This is a genomic window from Burkholderia sp. L-4 (assembly GCF_056856535.1).
In genome coordinates this window covers 728,814-745,221 of sequence record NZ_JBXEOX010000002.1, presented here as the reverse complement: position 1 = coordinate 745,221, position 16,408 = coordinate 728,814, and the positions used below count along the sequence as shown (strand labels likewise).

Below are 16,408 nucleotides of genomic sequence, written 5' to 3'. Positions count from 1 at the left end.
CATCTCACAGCCCGAGGTCGGACAGCCCCGGATGATCGTCCGGGCGACGGCCGAGCGGCCAGTGATAAAGCCGATCCGCCTCGCGAATCGGCAGATCATTGATGCTCGCATGACGATGCGCCATCAGGCCGTTCTCGTCGAACTCCCAGTTCTCGTTGCCGTACGAGCGGAACCAGTTGCCCGCATCGTCGCGCCATTCGTACGCAAAACGCACCGCGATGCGATTGCCGTCGAACGCCCACAGCTCCTTGATCAGCCGGTAGTCGAGTTCGCGCGTCCACTTCCGCTGCAACAGCCCGACGATCTCGTCGCGGCCCGTCACGAACTCCGCGCGATTGCGCCATCGGCTTTGCGGCGTATAGGCGAGCGACACGCGTTGCGGGTCGCGCGTATTCCACGCGTCCTCGGCGGCGCGCACCTTCTGGCGTGCCGTTTCGAGCGTGAAGGGCGGAACGGGCGGGCGGACTTCGGGGGAAGCGGACATGGGTTGCTCCTGTTCAGGTTCTGGCCGCGAACGAACGCAGCCGGTTCGAATTCGCTGCGTCGGCTACCGCGACACGGTATCGAGCAGCAGTTCAGCCGTCGCGCGCGCATCGCGCGCGACGTTTGCATCGCCGCTGACGAGCGCCACGCCGATCGCGCCGTCGATCAGCACGAGCCACTGGCGCGCGAGGCGGGCAAGCCCGCGGCGCTCGATGCCGGCTTCGTCGGCGTACGCATCGAAGCACGCGCGCACGAATGCCAGCAGCCGTGCCTTGTGCTCGCGCGCGACGACACGCACGGGATCGTCGGCGTCGGGGATTTCGCCCGACGTATTCAGGAACGCGCAGCCGTGAAAGTCGGGCTGCCCGAACCAGTCGCGCAGCACGTCGAACATGCCGAGCAGCTGCGCGCGCGGCGCCTTGCCGCGTGCCTGCGTGGCATCGACGAACCAGCGCATCCAGCGCTCGTCGCGGCGTTCGAGGGCGGCGACCACTAGCGCCTCTTTCGATTCGAAATGCGAATAAACGCTCTTGCGTGCCGCGCCGGATCGCTTGACGATCGCATCGATGCCCGTTGCGTGGATGCCGCCCGAATAGATCAGCGCTTCGGCCGCGTCGAGCAGCCGGTCGCGAACACCCGGTTCGCCGGAGGAGTCGTGAGATGGGTTCATGCGTTTACGGTAGAACGATCGTTCTCCATCGTCAACCCCCGTGTGAAAAAGCCCTGTCGGCGAAAGGGCTGAAGCGCGGCCTGACGGCGCGCGTTTACGACATTTTTTCTTGAAGGCGATACGGGGCGCTCACTACACTTCGGTCACCCTGTCTGGGCACAAGGACATCATGCAGCGACCGGAATCCGCGCGCCCCGCGCGCGCTCATGCGGCTTATGCGAAGCGGCTCGTCGGCCACGTCGTCGTGCGGCAAGCAGGCGCCGCGTCATGAAGCACGACGTGCCGAAACGCGACGGCGGAAACGATCGCGCACCGCTCGACGTCCGCCAGGCGCGCGTGCGTGCTGCGCTGCGGCTGCGCGGCGTGATGAAGCTGACGATCGTCACGATCGCGGTTGCGTATGTGCTGACATTCGCGTTCGACCGCCTGCTGGTCGCGGCCGGTTTCGCGCCGGACGCCGCAACGGTGCTGCTGTTCCGTTTCGTGACGTGCGCGCTCGTCAGCTTCTGGCTGCAGGCGGATGCCCTGCGCGCGTATCGGTACGCGGCGCAGCACGGGTTCGTCACCGTTCCCGGTGCACACGGCGATCCCGTTGACGTTGCGCCGCAATGCCCGAAACGCTGGCTCGTCGTGCTGAATCTTCAGCTCGAACCGCGATGGTTGAAGGGTGAAGAAAGCAGGTAGCGATCCGCGCACCGTCGAACGCCGTGCGCGACGCGTATGAGTGAGTCGCAACGACGTTCGCAGGCTCACGGTTGATGGCGCGATTCGATTCGGCCTCGCTGGCGGCGCATCGCGAACGAGCGCTCGGCGAGCGAAGCAGGGAAGCACGTGGAAAGGGAGGGCAGGCACCGAGCGGCGTAAACGGAAGAAGCGAAGCAGAGGCTGACAGGTGAAGGGAACGGGCAATCGCAAGTCACCGACGTGCGATTCGCGCCCGCAAACACAGCTCCCGAATAGTCTCACCTCAAGCGTTGAATCACGCACGTCGATGCCGACCATGTGCATGTCAACGAAAGCGGGGCAGGCGGCAAATGCGCCGCCCTGCCCCGTCTCGATACTCGACTCAGGCCGTCCAGTCGAGAATCACCTTGCCGCTTTCGCCGGACAGCATCGCGGCGAAGCCTTGCTCGTAATCGTCGGCCGCGAAGCGATGCGTGATGATCGGCGACAGGTCGAGGCCGCTCTGCAGCATCGCGACCATCTTGTACCAGGTCTCGAACATCTCGCGGCCATAGATGCCCTTGATCTCGAGCCCCTTGAAGATCACCTGGTTCCAGTCGATCGCCGTCTGCGCGGGCGGGATGCCGAGCAGCGCGACCTTGCCGCCGTGGTTCATCGCCTCGAGCATGCTCGTGAACGCGCTCGGCACACCCGACATCTCGAGACCGACGTCGAAGCCTTCGGTCATGTGCAGGTCGGCCATCACGTCGCGCAGCGACTCGCGTGCGACGTTGACCGCACGCGTCGCCCCCATCTTGCGGGCGAGTTCCAGCCGGTAGTCGTTGATGTCGGTGATCACGACGTTGCGCGCGCCGACGTGCTTCGCGATCGCGACGGCCATGATGCCGATCGGGCCCGCGCCGGTGATCAGCACGTCTTCGCCGACGAGGTTGAACGACAGCGCCGTATGCGTCGCGTTGCCGAACGGATCGAAGATCGACGCGAGATCGTCGGAGATCTCCGGCGGAATCTTGAACGCGTTGAACGCCGGAATCGCCAGATACTCGGCGAACGCGCCTTCGCGGTTCACGCCGACGCCGACCGTGTTGCGGCACAGATGCCGGCGCCCCGCGCGGCAGTTGCGGCAGAAGCCGCACGTGATGTGCCCTTCGCCGGACACGCGATCGCCGATCGCGAAGCCGCGCACTTCCTGCCCCATCTCGACGATCTCCCCGACGTATTCGTGACCGACGTGCATCGGCACGGGGATCGTCTTCTGCGCCCAGTCGTCCCACTTCCAGATATGGATATCGGTGCCGCAGATCGCCGTGCGGCGGATCTTGATCAGCACGTCGTTGTGGCCGACTTCCGGACGCTTCACGCGCGTGAGCGTGAGACCGGGGCCGCGTTCGAGCTTTGCCAGTGCTTTCATGGTCGCGCCTCCGTCAGATGATGCCGAGCGACTGGCCGACGCGCACGAACGCGGCGACCGTCTGGTCGATCTGCTCGGGCGTATGCGCGGCGCTCATCTGCGTACGGATGCGCGCGCGGCCACGCGGCACGACCGGGAACGAAAAGCCGATCACGTAGACGCCTTCACCGAGCAACTTGTCGGCCATGTTCGTCGCGAGCTGCGCGTCGCCGAGCATCACCGGGATGATCGGATGCGCGCCGGGGACGAGCGTGAAGCCCGCTTCGGTCATCTGCTGGCGGAAACGCACGCCGTTCTCGCGCACGCGCGCGCGCAGCTTCGCGCCTTCGTCGCTGCCGAGCAGTTCCAGCACCTTCAGCGATGCCGCGGCAATGCTCGGTGTGAGCGTGTTCGAGAACAGGTACGGACGCGAGCGCTGGCGCAGCAGTTCGATCACCTCGCGACGCGCGGCGACATAACCGCCCGATGCGCCGCCGAGCGCCTTGCCGAGCGTGCCCGTGATGATGTCGACGCGGCCTTCGACGCCGCAGTGCTCGGGCGTGCCGCGGCCGTGCGCGCCGATGAAGCCGACCGCGTGCGAATCGTCGACCATCACGAGCGCGCCGTAGCGATCGGCAAGATCGCAGATGCCTTTCAGGTCGGCGATGATGCCGTCCATCGAGAACACGCCGTCGGTCGCGATCAGCTTGTGGCGTGCGCCCGCCGCGTCGGCTTCCTTGAGCTTCGCCTCGAGGTCGGCCAGGTCGTTGTTCTTGTAGCGGAAGCGCTTCGCCTTGCAGAGGCGAATGCCGTCGATGATGCTCGCGTGGTTCAGCTCGTCGCTGATGATCGCGTCGTTCTCGTCGAGCAGCGTCTCGAACAGCCCGCCGTTCGCGTCGAAGCAGCTCGAATAGAGGATGCTGTCCTCGGTGCCGAGAAACGCGGCCAGCGCGCGTTCCAGTTGCTTGTGGACGGTTTGCGTGCCGCAAATGAAGCGCACCGATGCCATGCCGAAGCCGTCCTGGTCGAGGCCGGCCTTCGCCGCATCGATCAGGCGCGGATCGTTCGCCAGACCCAGATAGTTGTTCGCGCAGAAATTGAGCACGCCGGCACCGCCGGCGAGCGTCACGGCCGCCGCCTGGGGACTCGCGATCTCGCGCTCGGTCTTGTAAAAACCGTCCGCGCGGATCTGGTCGAGCGTCCCGCGCACCTGGGCGAGAAAGGCATCACGCATCGCAAAGCTCCTGACAGGGATTCGCATTCCGCAGCGCACCGCTCGTGGCGGCGGCGCAACGGCCTGCTACTGTTATAGTCGGTCGTTCGGTTGACCGCATTTATCCGATATTCCGAACTAGAATTCGAAATATCGAACAACTCTAAGCGAACGGAATCCAAATGGCAAGTTCCCCCGGATCGCGGCGCACGCCTGCCGGTGCCGCACCGCAGCCGCCGGCCGCGACACCGCCGCGTGTCGGCGAACAGATCCAGCGGCTGCGCAACGAGCGCAAGCTGACGCTCGACGACCTGTCGCGCGCGGCCGGCGTATCGAAATCGATGCTCTCCGAGATCGAACGCGACAAGGCCAACCCGACGATCGCCGTCGCGTGGCGGCTGACGAATGCGCTCGGCATCACGCTCGACGAATTGTTCTCGCAGCCGAAGGCGCCCGAGACGATCCGTGTGGACGGCCCGCACGACATTCCGACGCTCGCCGGCCACGACGGCCGGTACCAGCTGCGCGTATGGGGCCCGATCGACCTCGCCGGCAAGTTCGAGTGGTACGAACTGACGCTGCCGGGCGGCGGTGCATTGGTATCGAACGCACACGAACCCGGCACGCGCGAGCACCTCACCGTGCTGCAGGGCGCGATGGAAATCGAAGCCGCCGCGGCCAGCCGGCGCCTGAAAGTGGGCGACACCGCACGCTACCCGGCCGACGAGCCGCACGCGATCCGCAACCCCGGCAAGGCCGAAGCGCGGGCACTGCTGATCGTGATCCATCGCTGACGGCACGGATAGCTGGCCAACAGGCCATGCAGGCCAGTTGCGGAAAACACTGTATGTTTGTACAGTATACGGACATTCCGCCATGCACGGGCCGGAGCCGGCGCACCGAGGCGCCCGCCCCGGTCGACAGGAGCCTGCAATGACAGAAGAACAAGATTTGGCCGCGCTCAGCTTCAAGGCTGCCGCGCACGATCTCGAACTGATCGTCCGACATATCGCCGGACGCTACATCCGCCAGCGCGTGCCGCTCACGTGGCGCCTGCTGCACGCGATCGAAGCCGAGGCGCTCGCCGACCTCGGCTTTGCCAGCCGGCACGAAGCCGGCATGCGTCAACTGTTCGAACGACCGTCGGACATGACGTTTCCCGAAACGGACGACCCCATCGACTTCGGGCGCTCGAATGCGCTGCCCGCCGTCTTTTCGTTCGCGGTCCTCGCGTATGAAGCCGCGGCCGCGTCGCACGACACGGCGCCTCGCGAGCGTGCTCATCGTCCGTCCAAGGCGTGGGGCGACTGATGGCCGAGCCCCGGCCGTTGGGCACGGCGGCCGGTCCAGCCTCCGCTGCCCGAGACGTTGCGGAAAGGGCTACCATATACGCAACTAACGGAATAAATACCATGTCCCTTCCCACCTCGCCCGGCACCGCCGCACGCCCGGAAGAACCGGATCTGTTCGACCGCGGTGCATCCGACTGGATCGTCTCGCCCGAAGCCGCGTTCGACGCATGGCTTGCGATGCAGGACTATCGTCGCTCGTCGGCCGACGTCTATCGTGCGCAATGGGGCGCCTTTCTCACGTGGATGCGTGCACATCAAAAGAATCTGGCAACGGTCGATACGGCAACCATCGCCAACTTCGTCGGCGAGCTGCCGATCAGGAAAACGCAGCGCATGCGCTATCTGCGCCTGATCGAGCGTGTGCTCGACCACATCCGGCGCACCGAATACGCATCGACGAACCCGGCCCGCTTCATTGCTCAGGATGGCGAAGCGAACTGGCGCAAGGCACGCGACAACGAGCCGACCGGCTTCCTCACCCCGGCCGAGCGCGCGACGTTGCTCGCCTATCTGTTTTCGCCGATCGGCGTATCGGGTTCCGCGTACTGGAAAGAACGGCGCGACCGGGCGCTCGTCGCCGCGTTTCTCGGCGCCGGCATCAAGACTGGCGAAGCGCGGGCACTCACGATTAGTTGCATCAATACGAGCGGCACGTCGCTGCGGATCGAGGCGGCGCATCCGGATTACGCGCGCGAGACCCATCTGGCGTCGTTTGCGATCGCGCTGCTCGAGGCATGGCTCACCGAACGCAAGCGCCAGGATATCCCCGGAGAGCTCGTGTTCCCGGCATCGCACGCCGGGCGGCCGATGCACAAGGCGACGATGCTGCGCGCGATCGACGCGATCGTCGAATCGGCCGGGCTCACGTCATCGCGCACCGCGCGTGCGAGCCCGCAAACGCTGCGCAATACCTATGCGGCCGAACTGTTCGAACACGATGTGCCACCCGAGCGCGTGGGTAAATGGCTGGGCTTCATGCGGCCGGTCTCGTCGAACCGCCTGCATCGCGCGTGGAAAAACTGGCGCGATGGCCTGGCCCCGCACAACGGTGACGCAACCGACAGCGACGAAACTCACTGATCCGGAAACGGCTGCTCACGCGACACGATCCGTGAGCAGCCTTGCGTGACGCAGCCTCACCGTTTCACAGCTCCCGAAAAACCTCACCTCAAGCGTCCCGGATCCTCTCACCTGTGCAGGCGCTGCCGATCTTCGGGTCAGGAACGCGCAAAACGCGCGACGGCTTCGAACCGGGACGGCCATGCGCCCGACGCGTGTTCGCATTCCGGGCACGCCACTTCAAACCCTTCTTCGCTGTGTGACAGCTCGGGCTCCCCGTCGCAATGCGGGCACTCGGCCGGCACCGGAATGTCCTGATCCAGTGCCGTGCCGATCGCGGAAAACGCTTCCGCATCCAGCTGCCCGGCATCCGCCAGGCGCCGGATCAGCGCGGCGATTTCCGGATTCATTCCTCGGCTCGCGCGGAGCGCATTCGCGTCGCGAGTCGCGCGTTCCAGCTCATCGCCCTGGGTGCGCAGCTGTTCTTCGAGCCGGTCCGCGCGGGCCTTGGCCGAACTCAGTTGCTGCAGAAAATCGAATTCCTTGCGCTGAACGTCGCGTAACCCGCTCTGATAGCTCGACGCCATGCTGCGCAACGAGTCCAGCTCGACCAGCATCGGCTTGACGCGGCGTTCGGCTTCGGCCACGGCGTCCTTGATTTGCTGCGCGTAGTGCTCGGTGCGCTGCTGCAATTCGGCCTGCAATGCATCGATCCGGTCGCGCAGCGCAGCGTTTTGCGCCTGCTCGGTGTCGATGCGGGCCGCCGCCGCGGCCAGTTCCTTTTCCAGTCGGGCGATTGTGGTGAGCAACGTGGCTTCGCTTGCCGAACCGTGCGTCGATTGCGACACGAGCTGAACTTCGAGTTCGGTCACGCGGGCCTGCAGTTGCTCGTTCCGGGCTTCGCCGCGGGCGAGCGCCTCTTCCAGCGTCTGCTGGCGGATGGTTGCGTCGCGCAACCGCCGTTCGGCGTCGGCCATCCCGGCGCGAACCTGTTCACGATCGCCATCGAGGCTGTCGCGTGCGGCTTTCAGCGCTTCTTCATAGAGTGCGCCGAGCAATGCACCGGCTTTTTCCTCGACGGCCTTCGGGATCGCCGCACCGTCGAGCCGAATCTTGGACGCGGAACGGATGCGCTCCCAGAAATGATCGATGTCTTTCGGAATGTCGCTGGCGCTGCCGGTCTGGGTGAGATCGCGGACATTGGCGGCCGATGGCCGGATGCCGAGATCGAAGAACAACCGCTTGCATGCATGCAGCGACAATTCCTGACGACGTGCACCGCTGGCACGCAGCGATTCCAGTTCGTCGCGAATGACTTGGCGCATTTCATCCAGGGTCATGACCAGGCTCACAAACGTTGAAATGTGGCAATCATAACGAAATACGTATTTCCTGATACCAATTTTGTGCAGGCGTGGTGAATTTACGTCGTAATGCACAGAAAGCGGGTCTGTGAGCCTATCCGGACGAATGTGGTTCGGGATTCCGTGAAACAAAGCGAAGAAAAGCAGCTAAGTCTTTGTTGTACAAGCATTTTCTAGCGGACCGCGAATTTGGGCATTTGTTTCACATGCCGACGGATCCGTTTGCCGGCGGGTGTTCAGGGGTTGGGGTGTCTGTGGAAAACTCGTCAGCCGATGTCTTGAGAGTATTAGAAGTAAACACCCTTGAACCCTTAGTTAAAAACGTTAACGCCACGGCACAGCCTTATGTAGCAAGGCTTTCCAGCCGACAAGGTGAAGTTTTACGGGAGCCAAGGTGATCGTCTGCGGGAGCTGACGTGATGGGGTTCAGGGAGCAGCGTGAGCCGTTGCAGGAAAGGTCGTGAGCGGATTCGGGATCACAGTGAAACACGAGATTTCCCAAAGGTGAGCGTTTTCGGGGCCGCACAGCCACAGAACCCGCGCGCTGCCTGACTGCACAGTTTTCTGCCTGTGCAGACACAGGTGAGAATTTGCGGGACCTTCTTTGCGCCCCGATTCTGCCCATCTTTTAGGCAGTTTGGGCGAAAGGTGAGGTTTCACGGGACTCCGCGAGATTTTGCTGTGAGGATTTCCGGGAACCGAGCGCCATTTTGCACAGCAAAAGTGCGTTCAGGGGCCCGTGATGCCCTAAAGGTGAGGTTTTTCGGGAGGGAAATCCGGGTTTTCCTGCCCTGATCCCGCTGAGGTGAGCTTTTTCGGGGCATGGATCACAGGCTGTGCGCTCGCTCACAGGTGAGACTTTTCGGGAATGGAATTTGCCCGAAAAATGGGCACAGGTGAGGCTTTTCGGGACCCTTGAGGGGCCGAATTCGCCGAAAAGCCCGCCAGGACTGGAAGAAATCTCGTTTTTGCTGTGCCACTTTTTGGCACAGGTGAGATTTTTCGGGGGCGGACCCAGGGTCGTCGGATGAAGGATTCCCGCCGAAAGGTGAGGCTTTTCGGGGGACATCTACCGCGCACAGCCAAATGCCTTCTGTGCATAAGTATCGGAACGCATTGAGGTTTTTGATACCGCGGTGGTTACGGTGAGGTTTTTCGGGAGCCATTCCCGTGCCTGTCGACGCACAGCCTTTTTTCGGCAAGGTGAGCGTTTTCGGGAGGCGGTACCGGTCAATCCCGCGTGAGTCGGGCCTTCGTCGGCATCCAGGTAAAAGAACAAGCTGTGCTCAAGGTGAGTATTTTCGGGACCTGATCCGATTGGGCCGCTGTACAATGCGCGCCCGGACCTGCAAATCAGGCCCGATCGGGCCGCACGAGCCGGTTTCGACGGCGCCGTGTCGAACGCCGGACCCGATTCCGATCTTCCCGCGAGCCGCGCCTGTACATGCATACAGGCCGCCGCGAGGCGATCCGGAACGCAGGGTGCAAGGCAATCGCAACCCTGTGCCGAACCCCCGGCCGTGAAGTCGCAAAATTACGACAAATCGAAAGGTGAGCCGATACGGGAGCGAATTCCGCACGTGTCGAGCACAGGTGAAATTCTGTGAATCCGCGCATCCCGCGGCACGTCTGGAAGAGTCCGGAACGCCGCAATGACGGACCGGTGAGGGTTTTCGGGAGTCGCTGGGGTGAGTGCTGTTTTGCACGCGTGCTTCACCGGCTATGGTGAGCATGTCGTTCTGGACGCACATCACCGCAGGCGCTATCCTTCCGGGAAACTTCACCTCCGACCCGACGTATGGCCACGACGAAGCGCGCCAAGAAAACCGATGTGGATGTGGTGAGTGCCAGTTCCGCCGAATTGCGCAAGGCCGTCGAGGCGATTGCCATTCAGCCGAAAAGCGGCAAGATCACGCTCCTCACTCGCAAGCTGTTCAATGTCCTGCTGGCCGTCGCGCAGCAGGCCGACGACTCGGGCGATACCTACCGCGCGCTGCTGTCGGACATCGTTGCCAACTCCGCTTTCGATTCGAACGACACCGCACTGGTGAAGGAACACCTGCGCCGCATGGTGTCGGTGCAGGTCGAATGGAGCACGGGGACGTCGAGCCAGAAGCCTGGCCGCAAGTGGGGGATCTCGACGCTGATCGCCGACGCCGAAATTCTCGAGGATCCGACGACCCGCCGCGTGTGGGTCGAATTCTCGTTCGCGCCGAAGATCAAGAAGAAACTGCTCGACCCGGTCCAGTACGCGCGCCTGAGCCTGCAGTTCCAGAGCCAGCTGCGCAGCAGCGCGGGTCTCGCACTGTACGAGATCTGCGTGCGCTACCTGACGAACCCGAGCCACCTGACGATGCGCGAGCCGTGGGAATGGTGGCGGCCGATCCTGTCGGGTACGCCCGATACGGAAGCCGGCGACGAGGCGAAGCGCGAGTACAAGTACTTCAAGCGCGACTACCTGCGCCCCGCGATCGCGGAAGTCAACGCGGTCACCAACATCTTCGTCGAGCTGATCGAGCACCGCGAAGGACGCCGGGTGGCCGAGATCCAGTTCCGCGTGACCGAGCGCAAGCAGCCGATGCTCGCGCTCGACGAACACCCGAACGTGTTCGACAGCACGCTGGTCGACCGGATGGTGAAGCTCGGGATCCCGCTGAAGGAAGCGCAGACGCTCTATGCGGACAGCGAGGAGAACCGGATTCGCGCCGCACTGCAGATGACCGAACAGCGGATGCGCAGCACGACGCTGCCGCCGGTGCGCAGCGCGCCGGCGTTGTTCAAGGATGCGCTGAAGAAGGGTTATGCGCCGCCGGTCGAGTCGGTCGATGCGCTGCCGGCCGGCACGCCGTCCGCGAAGGTCGCGGCGGCCCAGCCTGACGACCTGAAGGCGCGCCTGCTGAGCGAGTTCTCGGCGTTCCGCCGCAAGGAAGCGAAGGTGTTGTACGAAGAGCAGGGCGACGCGGAGCGCGAAGTGGCGCGCGAATCGTTCGAAGCGGAGGCGCTGCCGACGATGGGCTCGCATCTGCGCGACGACTGGCGCAAGCGCGGCCTCGATTCCAAGCTGGCCGAGACGGCCTTTTTCGACTGGCTGGCCCAGAAGACCTGGGGTGAGCCGACGGACGGCGACCTGCTGTCGTTCACGCTGAACCAGTCGCGGGCCGCCTGAGGCCCGCTCAGGCCCGCTGACGGGCCGCCGCCGGCCCCGACCCTCGATCGGGCGGGCCCGGCGTCCTCACCAGGCCCTGCCGGCCGTTTCCATCACTCCGACAACAGCATCCGCTCGAGCTGCTCGAGAATCGCGTCGCGCTTGTCCTTCGGGAGGCCGCGCAGGCGCAACTCGATGCGATCCTCGCCATACGACTTCAGGTCGCCGACCGACTTGCCGCCGAGCTTGATCTCGAGACGCTGCGCATAGCGCTGGCGGCCCGCGGCCTTCGGCGTTTCCTGCGCCGCGACGCGGCCCTTGACGATGTCCGACACCTGGCGCGTGCTGAGATCGTCCGACACGATCTTGTTGATCAGCCGCAGCGTCGCCTCGGTCCCGCGCGCATTGTGATAGCGGCCGACCTGATACGCCATGTTCGAACCGAAGCGGTCGGGACGCGCGACCATTTCCTGCATGATCGCTTCCGGCAGCTTGCCGATCGACAGCGCAACGGCCACCGTCGACTCGTCGAGCCCGAGGTGCTCGGAGAGCTCCTTCTGGCTCTGGAAATGCTTGTCGTCGAGGAAGCGGCGCCACACGACGGCGTTGTCGAATACCGTCTGCGAATCGCGCTGGACGTTGAGGTCGTAGCCGAGCTTGTAGCTCTGGATGCCGATCGGCACGTCGATCACGATCGCCTTGACCGACTCCTTGTTCGCTTCCTTCAGCGCCCGCACGCGGCGACCGCCGTCGCTGACGAAATACGTGCCCGGATTGTCGTAATCCGGAATCACGTGGATCGCCTGCTGTTGCCCCTGCTTCGCGAGGTTGACCGCGAGTTCGGCAATCGACGCCTTCAGATAGAAGTGCCGCGGGTTGAACGGGCTGTGCTTGATCGCCTTCAGCGACAGCTCGATCACCTGGCCCGGTGCGTAACGATTCTCGAGGCGCCACGCACGATATTGCGGCGACTCGTCGATCGACGGATCGATCGTGAATTCCGGAGCAGGCGGCGAAGCGATGTCTTTCTTTGCGGATTTGGTCGGCGTCGGCGTGGGCGTCTCGGACTTGACGATGCCGTCGATCGCATTGAGCCGATCAAGCGCGGTGCGCTTCTCGCTCGTCGTGATATCCGGGCGCGCTTGGAATCCTTTGGCAAATTGGGAAGGTTTCATGTGACTCCTTTATGCGCATAAAGTCAGGGCAGCATGGCGACGATTTCGTCGGCACATGCGCGAATTTCGGCGGCGGCCAGCTTGCCGCCGCGATCGTTCATCTGCAGCACGGTCTGACCGAGCGCCATCGCCTGCTTGTACGCTTCCCGGGTCGGGATCTGCGTTTTCAGCAACGGGAAGCCGAGTTCCTCGAGCGCGCGCTTGAGCTCGCGGGTCAGCATGCGCTTCTCTTCGGTCTTGTTCAGCAGGAAGACCGCGCGGAGGTCTTCGTTCATGACCTGCGCCTGCTGGATCAGCTTGACCAGCCCGACGCTCGACCAGTAGTCGGCCGGCGACGACGAAGTCGGGATCACGGCAATCGACGCGGCGAGCAGGACGACACCGGACACCTTCTCGGTGATCGACGGCGGGCAGTCCACGACGATGATGTCGTAGTCGTTGATGAACTTCTTGATCTCGCGATGGATCTGGCCGTCGGCTTCGGCGAGGTTGACGACCGGAAACGGGATGCCGTTGTCGCTGTCGCCGGATGCGCTCGACCAGTGAACCAGCGTGTTTTGACGGTCTGCGTCGATGACGAGGACGCGCTTCCCTTTTTCATGGAACGCGGCGCCGAGGTGCATGGCAATCGTGCTTTTGCCGACGCCGCCTTTTTGTTGAGTGACTGCAATGATTTCCGCGGCCAATTTTCACTCCTGTTTTGGTCGTTGGAATTCTACAGGACGATATTTGAATTTCAATGAAATTGTCGTTCGACAACTACGCATTAGCCATTCGGGCTATCGGTTTATGCGCATAAACGGGACGGAGGAGATCGATGGCTCGATCGGATCGTGTGGCGGAGGCCTGGCGATGTCGATGGGCTACTCGATGGATGTGTCGCGGCGATCGATGTCGGCGAGATGAGTGGGCGCGCGCTACGATGTCCCGAAGCACTGCCCTTTCGATGGATGGGGGGACGCTTGCCAGAGAGTCGGGGAGTTTGTGCGCATAAACTCGGCGGGGATCGAGCGGATCAACATCGAGGCCAAATGGGCTGTCGTTCGCGAGCGAGGGGCGTGAGCGGCGTACCCTGACCAAGCATGTGGCTTTAATGGTGCGTGTGGTTTGAGCGCGTCGGCATCGATGCGACGGCCTGTTCGGGCGCGACGTGTTTATGCGCATAAACCGGTGACGCTCGATGGCGATGAGCGACGGGCCACGCGCAGTCTCCGCCTGAGTCCGATGCGCGATGATGCCGTGGCCAAGCCGCATATCGATACAACGGCCCCTCGAGGCCGTGGAATATCGACATGCAACCACGCCGTGAATCGCGACGCACCTCCTCCGGCGACCGGAATTTATGCGCATAAACCAAGCGGCTCACGCCATTCCCCGCCCCCTCTCTCAATGCAAAGGGAGCCACGATGCATTGGCTCGCAGATCCCGCGCCTCATCCCGCGATCGCACGCTGCCCGACTTTATGCGCATAAACACATCCATTCTTTGACGCGAATTCTCCGGATAGCACACCCCTCTCGCGGCTCGCATCGACGAGGCGCCACCTGTCCGATCGCCGCGGCGATACACCAGCCCACTCGCGCCCGCCCCTGACCACCTTCGGGGCCCCCGGCACAGACTGGCTACAATACCGGGCTCTACCATCCAGGCCTGAATGATGATCACGATCTACCACAACCCCCGATGCTCGAAGTCGCGCGAGACGCTTGCGTTGGTCGAGTCGCTGCATGCCGCCGGCACGCCGCTGAACGTCGTCGAGTACCTGAAGACGCCGCCGACGGTCGAGGAACTGGAAACGCTGCATCGGCAGCTCGGCCGCCCGGTTCGCGACATGCTGCGCGACGGCGAGGAGCCGTACAAGGCGCTGAATCTGGCTCGCGCGGATCTCACCGACGCCGAAGCCTATGCCGCGATTGCCGCGCACCCGATTCTGCTGCAGCGGCCCATCGTCGTGTACCGCGGCAAGGCGGCCATCGGCCGGCCGCCCGAATCGGTGAAGGCGCTGTTCGAATAATTATTGCCCGGCGTATTTTTCTTATTGCATCAGCCCGACGTTCGCACCGGCATCCGACGCCGACGCGATCGCCGGGCCATCGGCCGCCCGCGACGCGACGAACGACGGCGACAACACGACGAACCGGATCCTAGCGTTCACCGGACGGCGCACCGTCATCGTCCGGCGCCCGCCCCGCCGCCGCTTTCGCGGCCGTCCGCAACAGCGAAATCTGTCCGCGATAGGCCCTGCATCCGCTGCAGGTCGGCAGATGCACGCGCACCTGCAGTCGCTCGTGCAGTGTCAGATGCCGATCGAGCGCATCCGACAGCAGTCGCGTGATGTCAGTACATTTCCCCGGCAGCATCTTCGGTCGTCATCCCTTTTTCGCTCAGGCAGGTTCGCAGGCGCGTGCGCGCCCGATACAGCAGCACGCTGCAATGATTCGTCGTCAGCGTCAATTCGCTGCAGATGTCCGTGATCTCGACGTCGAGGAACTCCCGCATCATGAACACGCGCCCGATCTGTTCCGGAAGGTGGTCGAGACAGGCCTGGAACAGCGTCCAGAACTGCTGCTGCTGCAACAGCGTCTCGGGCTTCGGCCACGGTCGCGGCTTCGCATGCGCGGCCCAGTGCCCGTTTTCCTTGAACAGTTCGCGGTCGAGCACCGATTCGCCGTCGAGTTCGGCGTCGAGCGCGGACAGGTTGACCGTCCGCTGCCGCGCGCGCAGCACGTCGATCAGCTTGTTGCGCAGGATACCGAACACCCACGTCTTGTGAGCCGACAGCCCGGCGAAATCGCCCGCGTGCGACCACGCGGCGGTCAGTGCCTCCTGCACGGCGTCTTCGGCCGCGTCGGCATCGCGGAGCTGGAGTCGCGCGAAGCGCAGCAGGTCGCGCCGCAGTTGTGCGAGATAAACGGGATCGTCGTAGGCGGACGGCATGTCTGGGTTGCAGTGTGTCGAAACGGTCGCGCCTGCGCGACAGAGCGCGCGCATCGCGGTGCGAGCAGCTTACTGGGCGCGCCGCTTGCCCGCAACGCATGTTCGGTCACGATTTCACGAAACCGGCCTGCCGGCTGCGCTATGCTTGCCGAACCCCGGCTCGCGCGTCGACGGCGTCGCGCGGCGGGCAATCTGTAACGTCGGAACATAACGGTCGAGTTATCCACAATTTCTGTGGAAAACCTTGTGGAAAGTCGGCCGGACGGCCCCGTGGGACGGCTCGCGGGCTGGCTTGCCTATAAACAGACCTTTGTCGCCCATTCGGAAGCAATCGATCCGATTCCTTACTCACCGGAAGGAGAATGCCATGTCCTATCGTGTTGCGGTCGTCGTCGGCAGCCTGCGCCGTACTTCGACGAACCGTGCGCTCGCGCACGCCGTGATCTCGCTCGCCCCCGCCGATTTTTCGTTCGAGTTCGTCGAGATCGGCGAACTGCCGCTGTACAGCCAGGACTACGACGCGGATTTCCCGGACGTCGCCAAGCGCTTCAAGCAGTCGATCGAAGCCGCCGACGCGCTGCTGTTCGTCACGCCCGAATACAACCGGTCGATTCCCGGCGTGCTGAAGAATGCGCTCGACTGGGGCTCGCGCCCGTGGGGTTCCAACTCGTGGTCGGGCAAGCCGGGTGCGGTGCTCGGCACGTCGCCGGGCGCCGCGGGCACCGCGCTCGCGCAGCAGCACCTGCGCAACGTGCTCGCGTACCTCGACGTGAAGACGCTCGGTCAGCCCGAGATGTTCATCAAGCACGATCCCGCTCGTATCGACGATCAAGGCCAGATCGTCAGCGAGGACACCCGCAAGTTCCTGCAGGGCTTCGTCGATCGCTACGCGGGCTGGGTGCGCCTGCTCAAATCGGCCTGAGCGTCACGCCCGCC

16 protein-coding genes are annotated in these 16,408 nt (G+C 63.9%); 7 read left to right on the top strand and 9 right to left on the bottom strand.

Annotated features, from left to right (window positions below; all coding sequences use genetic code 11):
* Positions 1-4 precede the first annotated feature (4 nt).
* A complete protein-coding gene (locus AC1VVG_RS20110) occupies positions 5-484 on the bottom strand; it encodes a nuclear transport factor 2 family protein (RefSeq protein WP_049036013.1) in 480 nt (159 codons plus the stop codon).
* Positions 485-547: 63 nt separating this feature from the next.
* Positions 548-1,153 (bottom strand): TetR/AcrR family transcriptional regulator, encoded by a 606-nt coding sequence (locus tag AC1VVG_RS20105; protein WP_059559282.1) that lies wholly within the window; start codon positions 1,151-1,153, stop codon positions 548-550.
* 267 nt (positions 1,154-1,420) lie between these two features.
* On the opposite strand from AC1VVG_RS20105, the gene AC1VVG_RS20100 reads away from it, so the two are divergent.
* Entirely contained in the window at positions 1,421-1,837 is a 417-nt protein-coding gene (locus AC1VVG_RS20100; RefSeq protein WP_343727236.1) for a hypothetical protein, read from the top strand.
* A 382-nt stretch (positions 1,838-2,219) separates the two neighbouring features.
* Here AC1VVG_RS20100 and tdh read toward each other — a convergent pair whose 3' ends face one another.
* Both tdh and AC1VVG_RS20090 read right to left on the bottom strand, forming a co-directional pair.
* Positions 2,220-3,248, bottom strand: a complete 1,029-nt coding sequence (gene tdh / locus AC1VVG_RS20095) for an L-threonine 3-dehydrogenase (protein ID WP_034187547.1) — start codon at positions 3,246-3,248, stop codon at positions 2,220-2,222.
* A 13-nt stretch (positions 3,249-3,261) separates the two neighbouring features.
* A complete protein-coding gene (locus AC1VVG_RS20090; RefSeq protein ID WP_059559279.1) occupies positions 3,262-4,461 on the bottom strand; it encodes a glycine C-acetyltransferase in 1,200 nt (399 codons plus the stop codon).
* Positions 4,462-4,622: 161 nt separating this feature from the next.
* On the opposite strand from AC1VVG_RS20090, the gene AC1VVG_RS20085 reads away from it, so the two are divergent.
* The 3 genes from AC1VVG_RS20085 to AC1VVG_RS20075 all read left to right on the top strand — a co-directional run bounded on the left by AC1VVG_RS20085 (position 4,623) and on the right by AC1VVG_RS20075 (position 6,872).
* Positions 4,623-5,234 (top strand): helix-turn-helix domain-containing protein, encoded by a 612-nt coding sequence (locus tag AC1VVG_RS20085; protein WP_034187549.1) that lies wholly within the window; start codon positions 4,623-4,625, stop codon positions 5,232-5,234.
* Between the two features lie 139 nt (positions 5,235-5,373).
* Positions 5,374-5,751 carry a DUF2471 family protein gene (locus AC1VVG_RS20080; protein WP_049036022.1) on the top strand — a complete coding sequence of 126 codons (378 nt, stop codon included), beginning with the start codon at positions 5,374-5,376 and terminating at the stop codon, positions 5,749-5,751.
* 101 nt (positions 5,752-5,852) lie between these two features.
* Positions 5,853-6,872: a tyrosine-type recombinase/integrase gene (locus tag AC1VVG_RS20075; protein WP_124608553.1), complete on the top strand. Its 1,020-nt coding sequence runs from the start codon at positions 5,853-5,855 to the stop codon at positions 6,870-6,872.
* 137 nt (positions 6,873-7,009) lie between these two features.
* Here the strand turns inward: AC1VVG_RS20075 and AC1VVG_RS20070 are convergent, their stop codons facing one another.
* Positions 7,010-8,191, bottom strand: coding sequence for a DNA-binding protein (locus AC1VVG_RS20070; protein ID WP_034187836.1), 1,182 nt, complete (start codon positions 8,189-8,191; stop codon positions 7,010-7,012).
* Positions 8,192-10,013: 1,822 nt separating this feature from the next.
* Here AC1VVG_RS20070 and AC1VVG_RS20065 point away from each other — a divergent pair.
* The gene (locus tag AC1VVG_RS20065; RefSeq protein ID WP_034187552.1) at positions 10,014-11,381 is read left to right on the top strand and encodes a replication initiation protein; all 1,368 of its coding nucleotides are present in this window, start codon (positions 10,014-10,016) and stop codon (positions 11,379-11,381) included.
* 92 nt (positions 11,382-11,473) lie between these two features.
* Here AC1VVG_RS20065 and AC1VVG_RS20060 read toward each other — a convergent pair whose 3' ends face one another.
* Both AC1VVG_RS20060 and parA read right to left on the bottom strand, forming a co-directional pair.
* Positions 11,474-12,535 carry a ParB/RepB/Spo0J family partition protein gene (locus AC1VVG_RS20060; protein WP_069705640.1) on the bottom strand — a complete coding sequence of 354 codons (1,062 nt, stop codon included), beginning with the start codon at positions 12,533-12,535 and terminating at the stop codon, positions 11,474-11,476.
* Between the two features lie 23 nt (positions 12,536-12,558).
* On the bottom strand, positions 12,559-13,221 hold the full coding sequence (gene parA / locus AC1VVG_RS20055; RefSeq protein ID WP_006480195.1) for a ParA family partition ATPase: 663 nt from the start codon (positions 13,219-13,221) through the stop codon (positions 12,559-12,561).
* A 971-nt stretch (positions 13,222-14,192) separates the two neighbouring features.
* Here parA and arsC point away from each other — a divergent pair.
* Positions 14,193-14,549 carry an arsenate reductase (glutaredoxin) gene (gene arsC / locus AC1VVG_RS20050; protein WP_034187837.1) on the top strand — a complete coding sequence of 119 codons (357 nt, stop codon included), beginning with the start codon at positions 14,193-14,195 and terminating at the stop codon, positions 14,547-14,549.
* Positions 14,550-14,679: 130 nt separating this feature from the next.
* Here the strand turns inward: arsC and AC1VVG_RS20045 are convergent, their stop codons facing one another.
* Positions 14,680-14,895, bottom strand: a complete 216-nt coding sequence (locus AC1VVG_RS20045) for a zf-HC2 domain-containing protein (RefSeq protein WP_049036026.1) — start codon at positions 14,893-14,895, stop codon at positions 14,680-14,682.
* On the bottom strand, positions 14,873-15,472 hold the full coding sequence (locus AC1VVG_RS20040) for an RNA polymerase factor sigma-70 (RefSeq protein WP_034187554.1): 600 nt from the start codon (positions 15,470-15,472) through the stop codon (positions 14,873-14,875). The genes AC1VVG_RS20045 and AC1VVG_RS20040 overlap by 23 nt, the downstream gene beginning before the upstream one ends.
* Before the next feature lie 367 nt (positions 15,473-15,839).
* On the opposite strand from AC1VVG_RS20040, the gene AC1VVG_RS20035 reads away from it, so the two are divergent.
* Positions 15,840-16,394: an NADPH-dependent FMN reductase gene (locus AC1VVG_RS20035; protein WP_034187555.1), complete on the top strand. Its 555-nt coding sequence runs from the start codon at positions 15,840-15,842 to the stop codon at positions 16,392-16,394.
* Positions 16,395-16,408 lie beyond the last annotated feature (14 nt).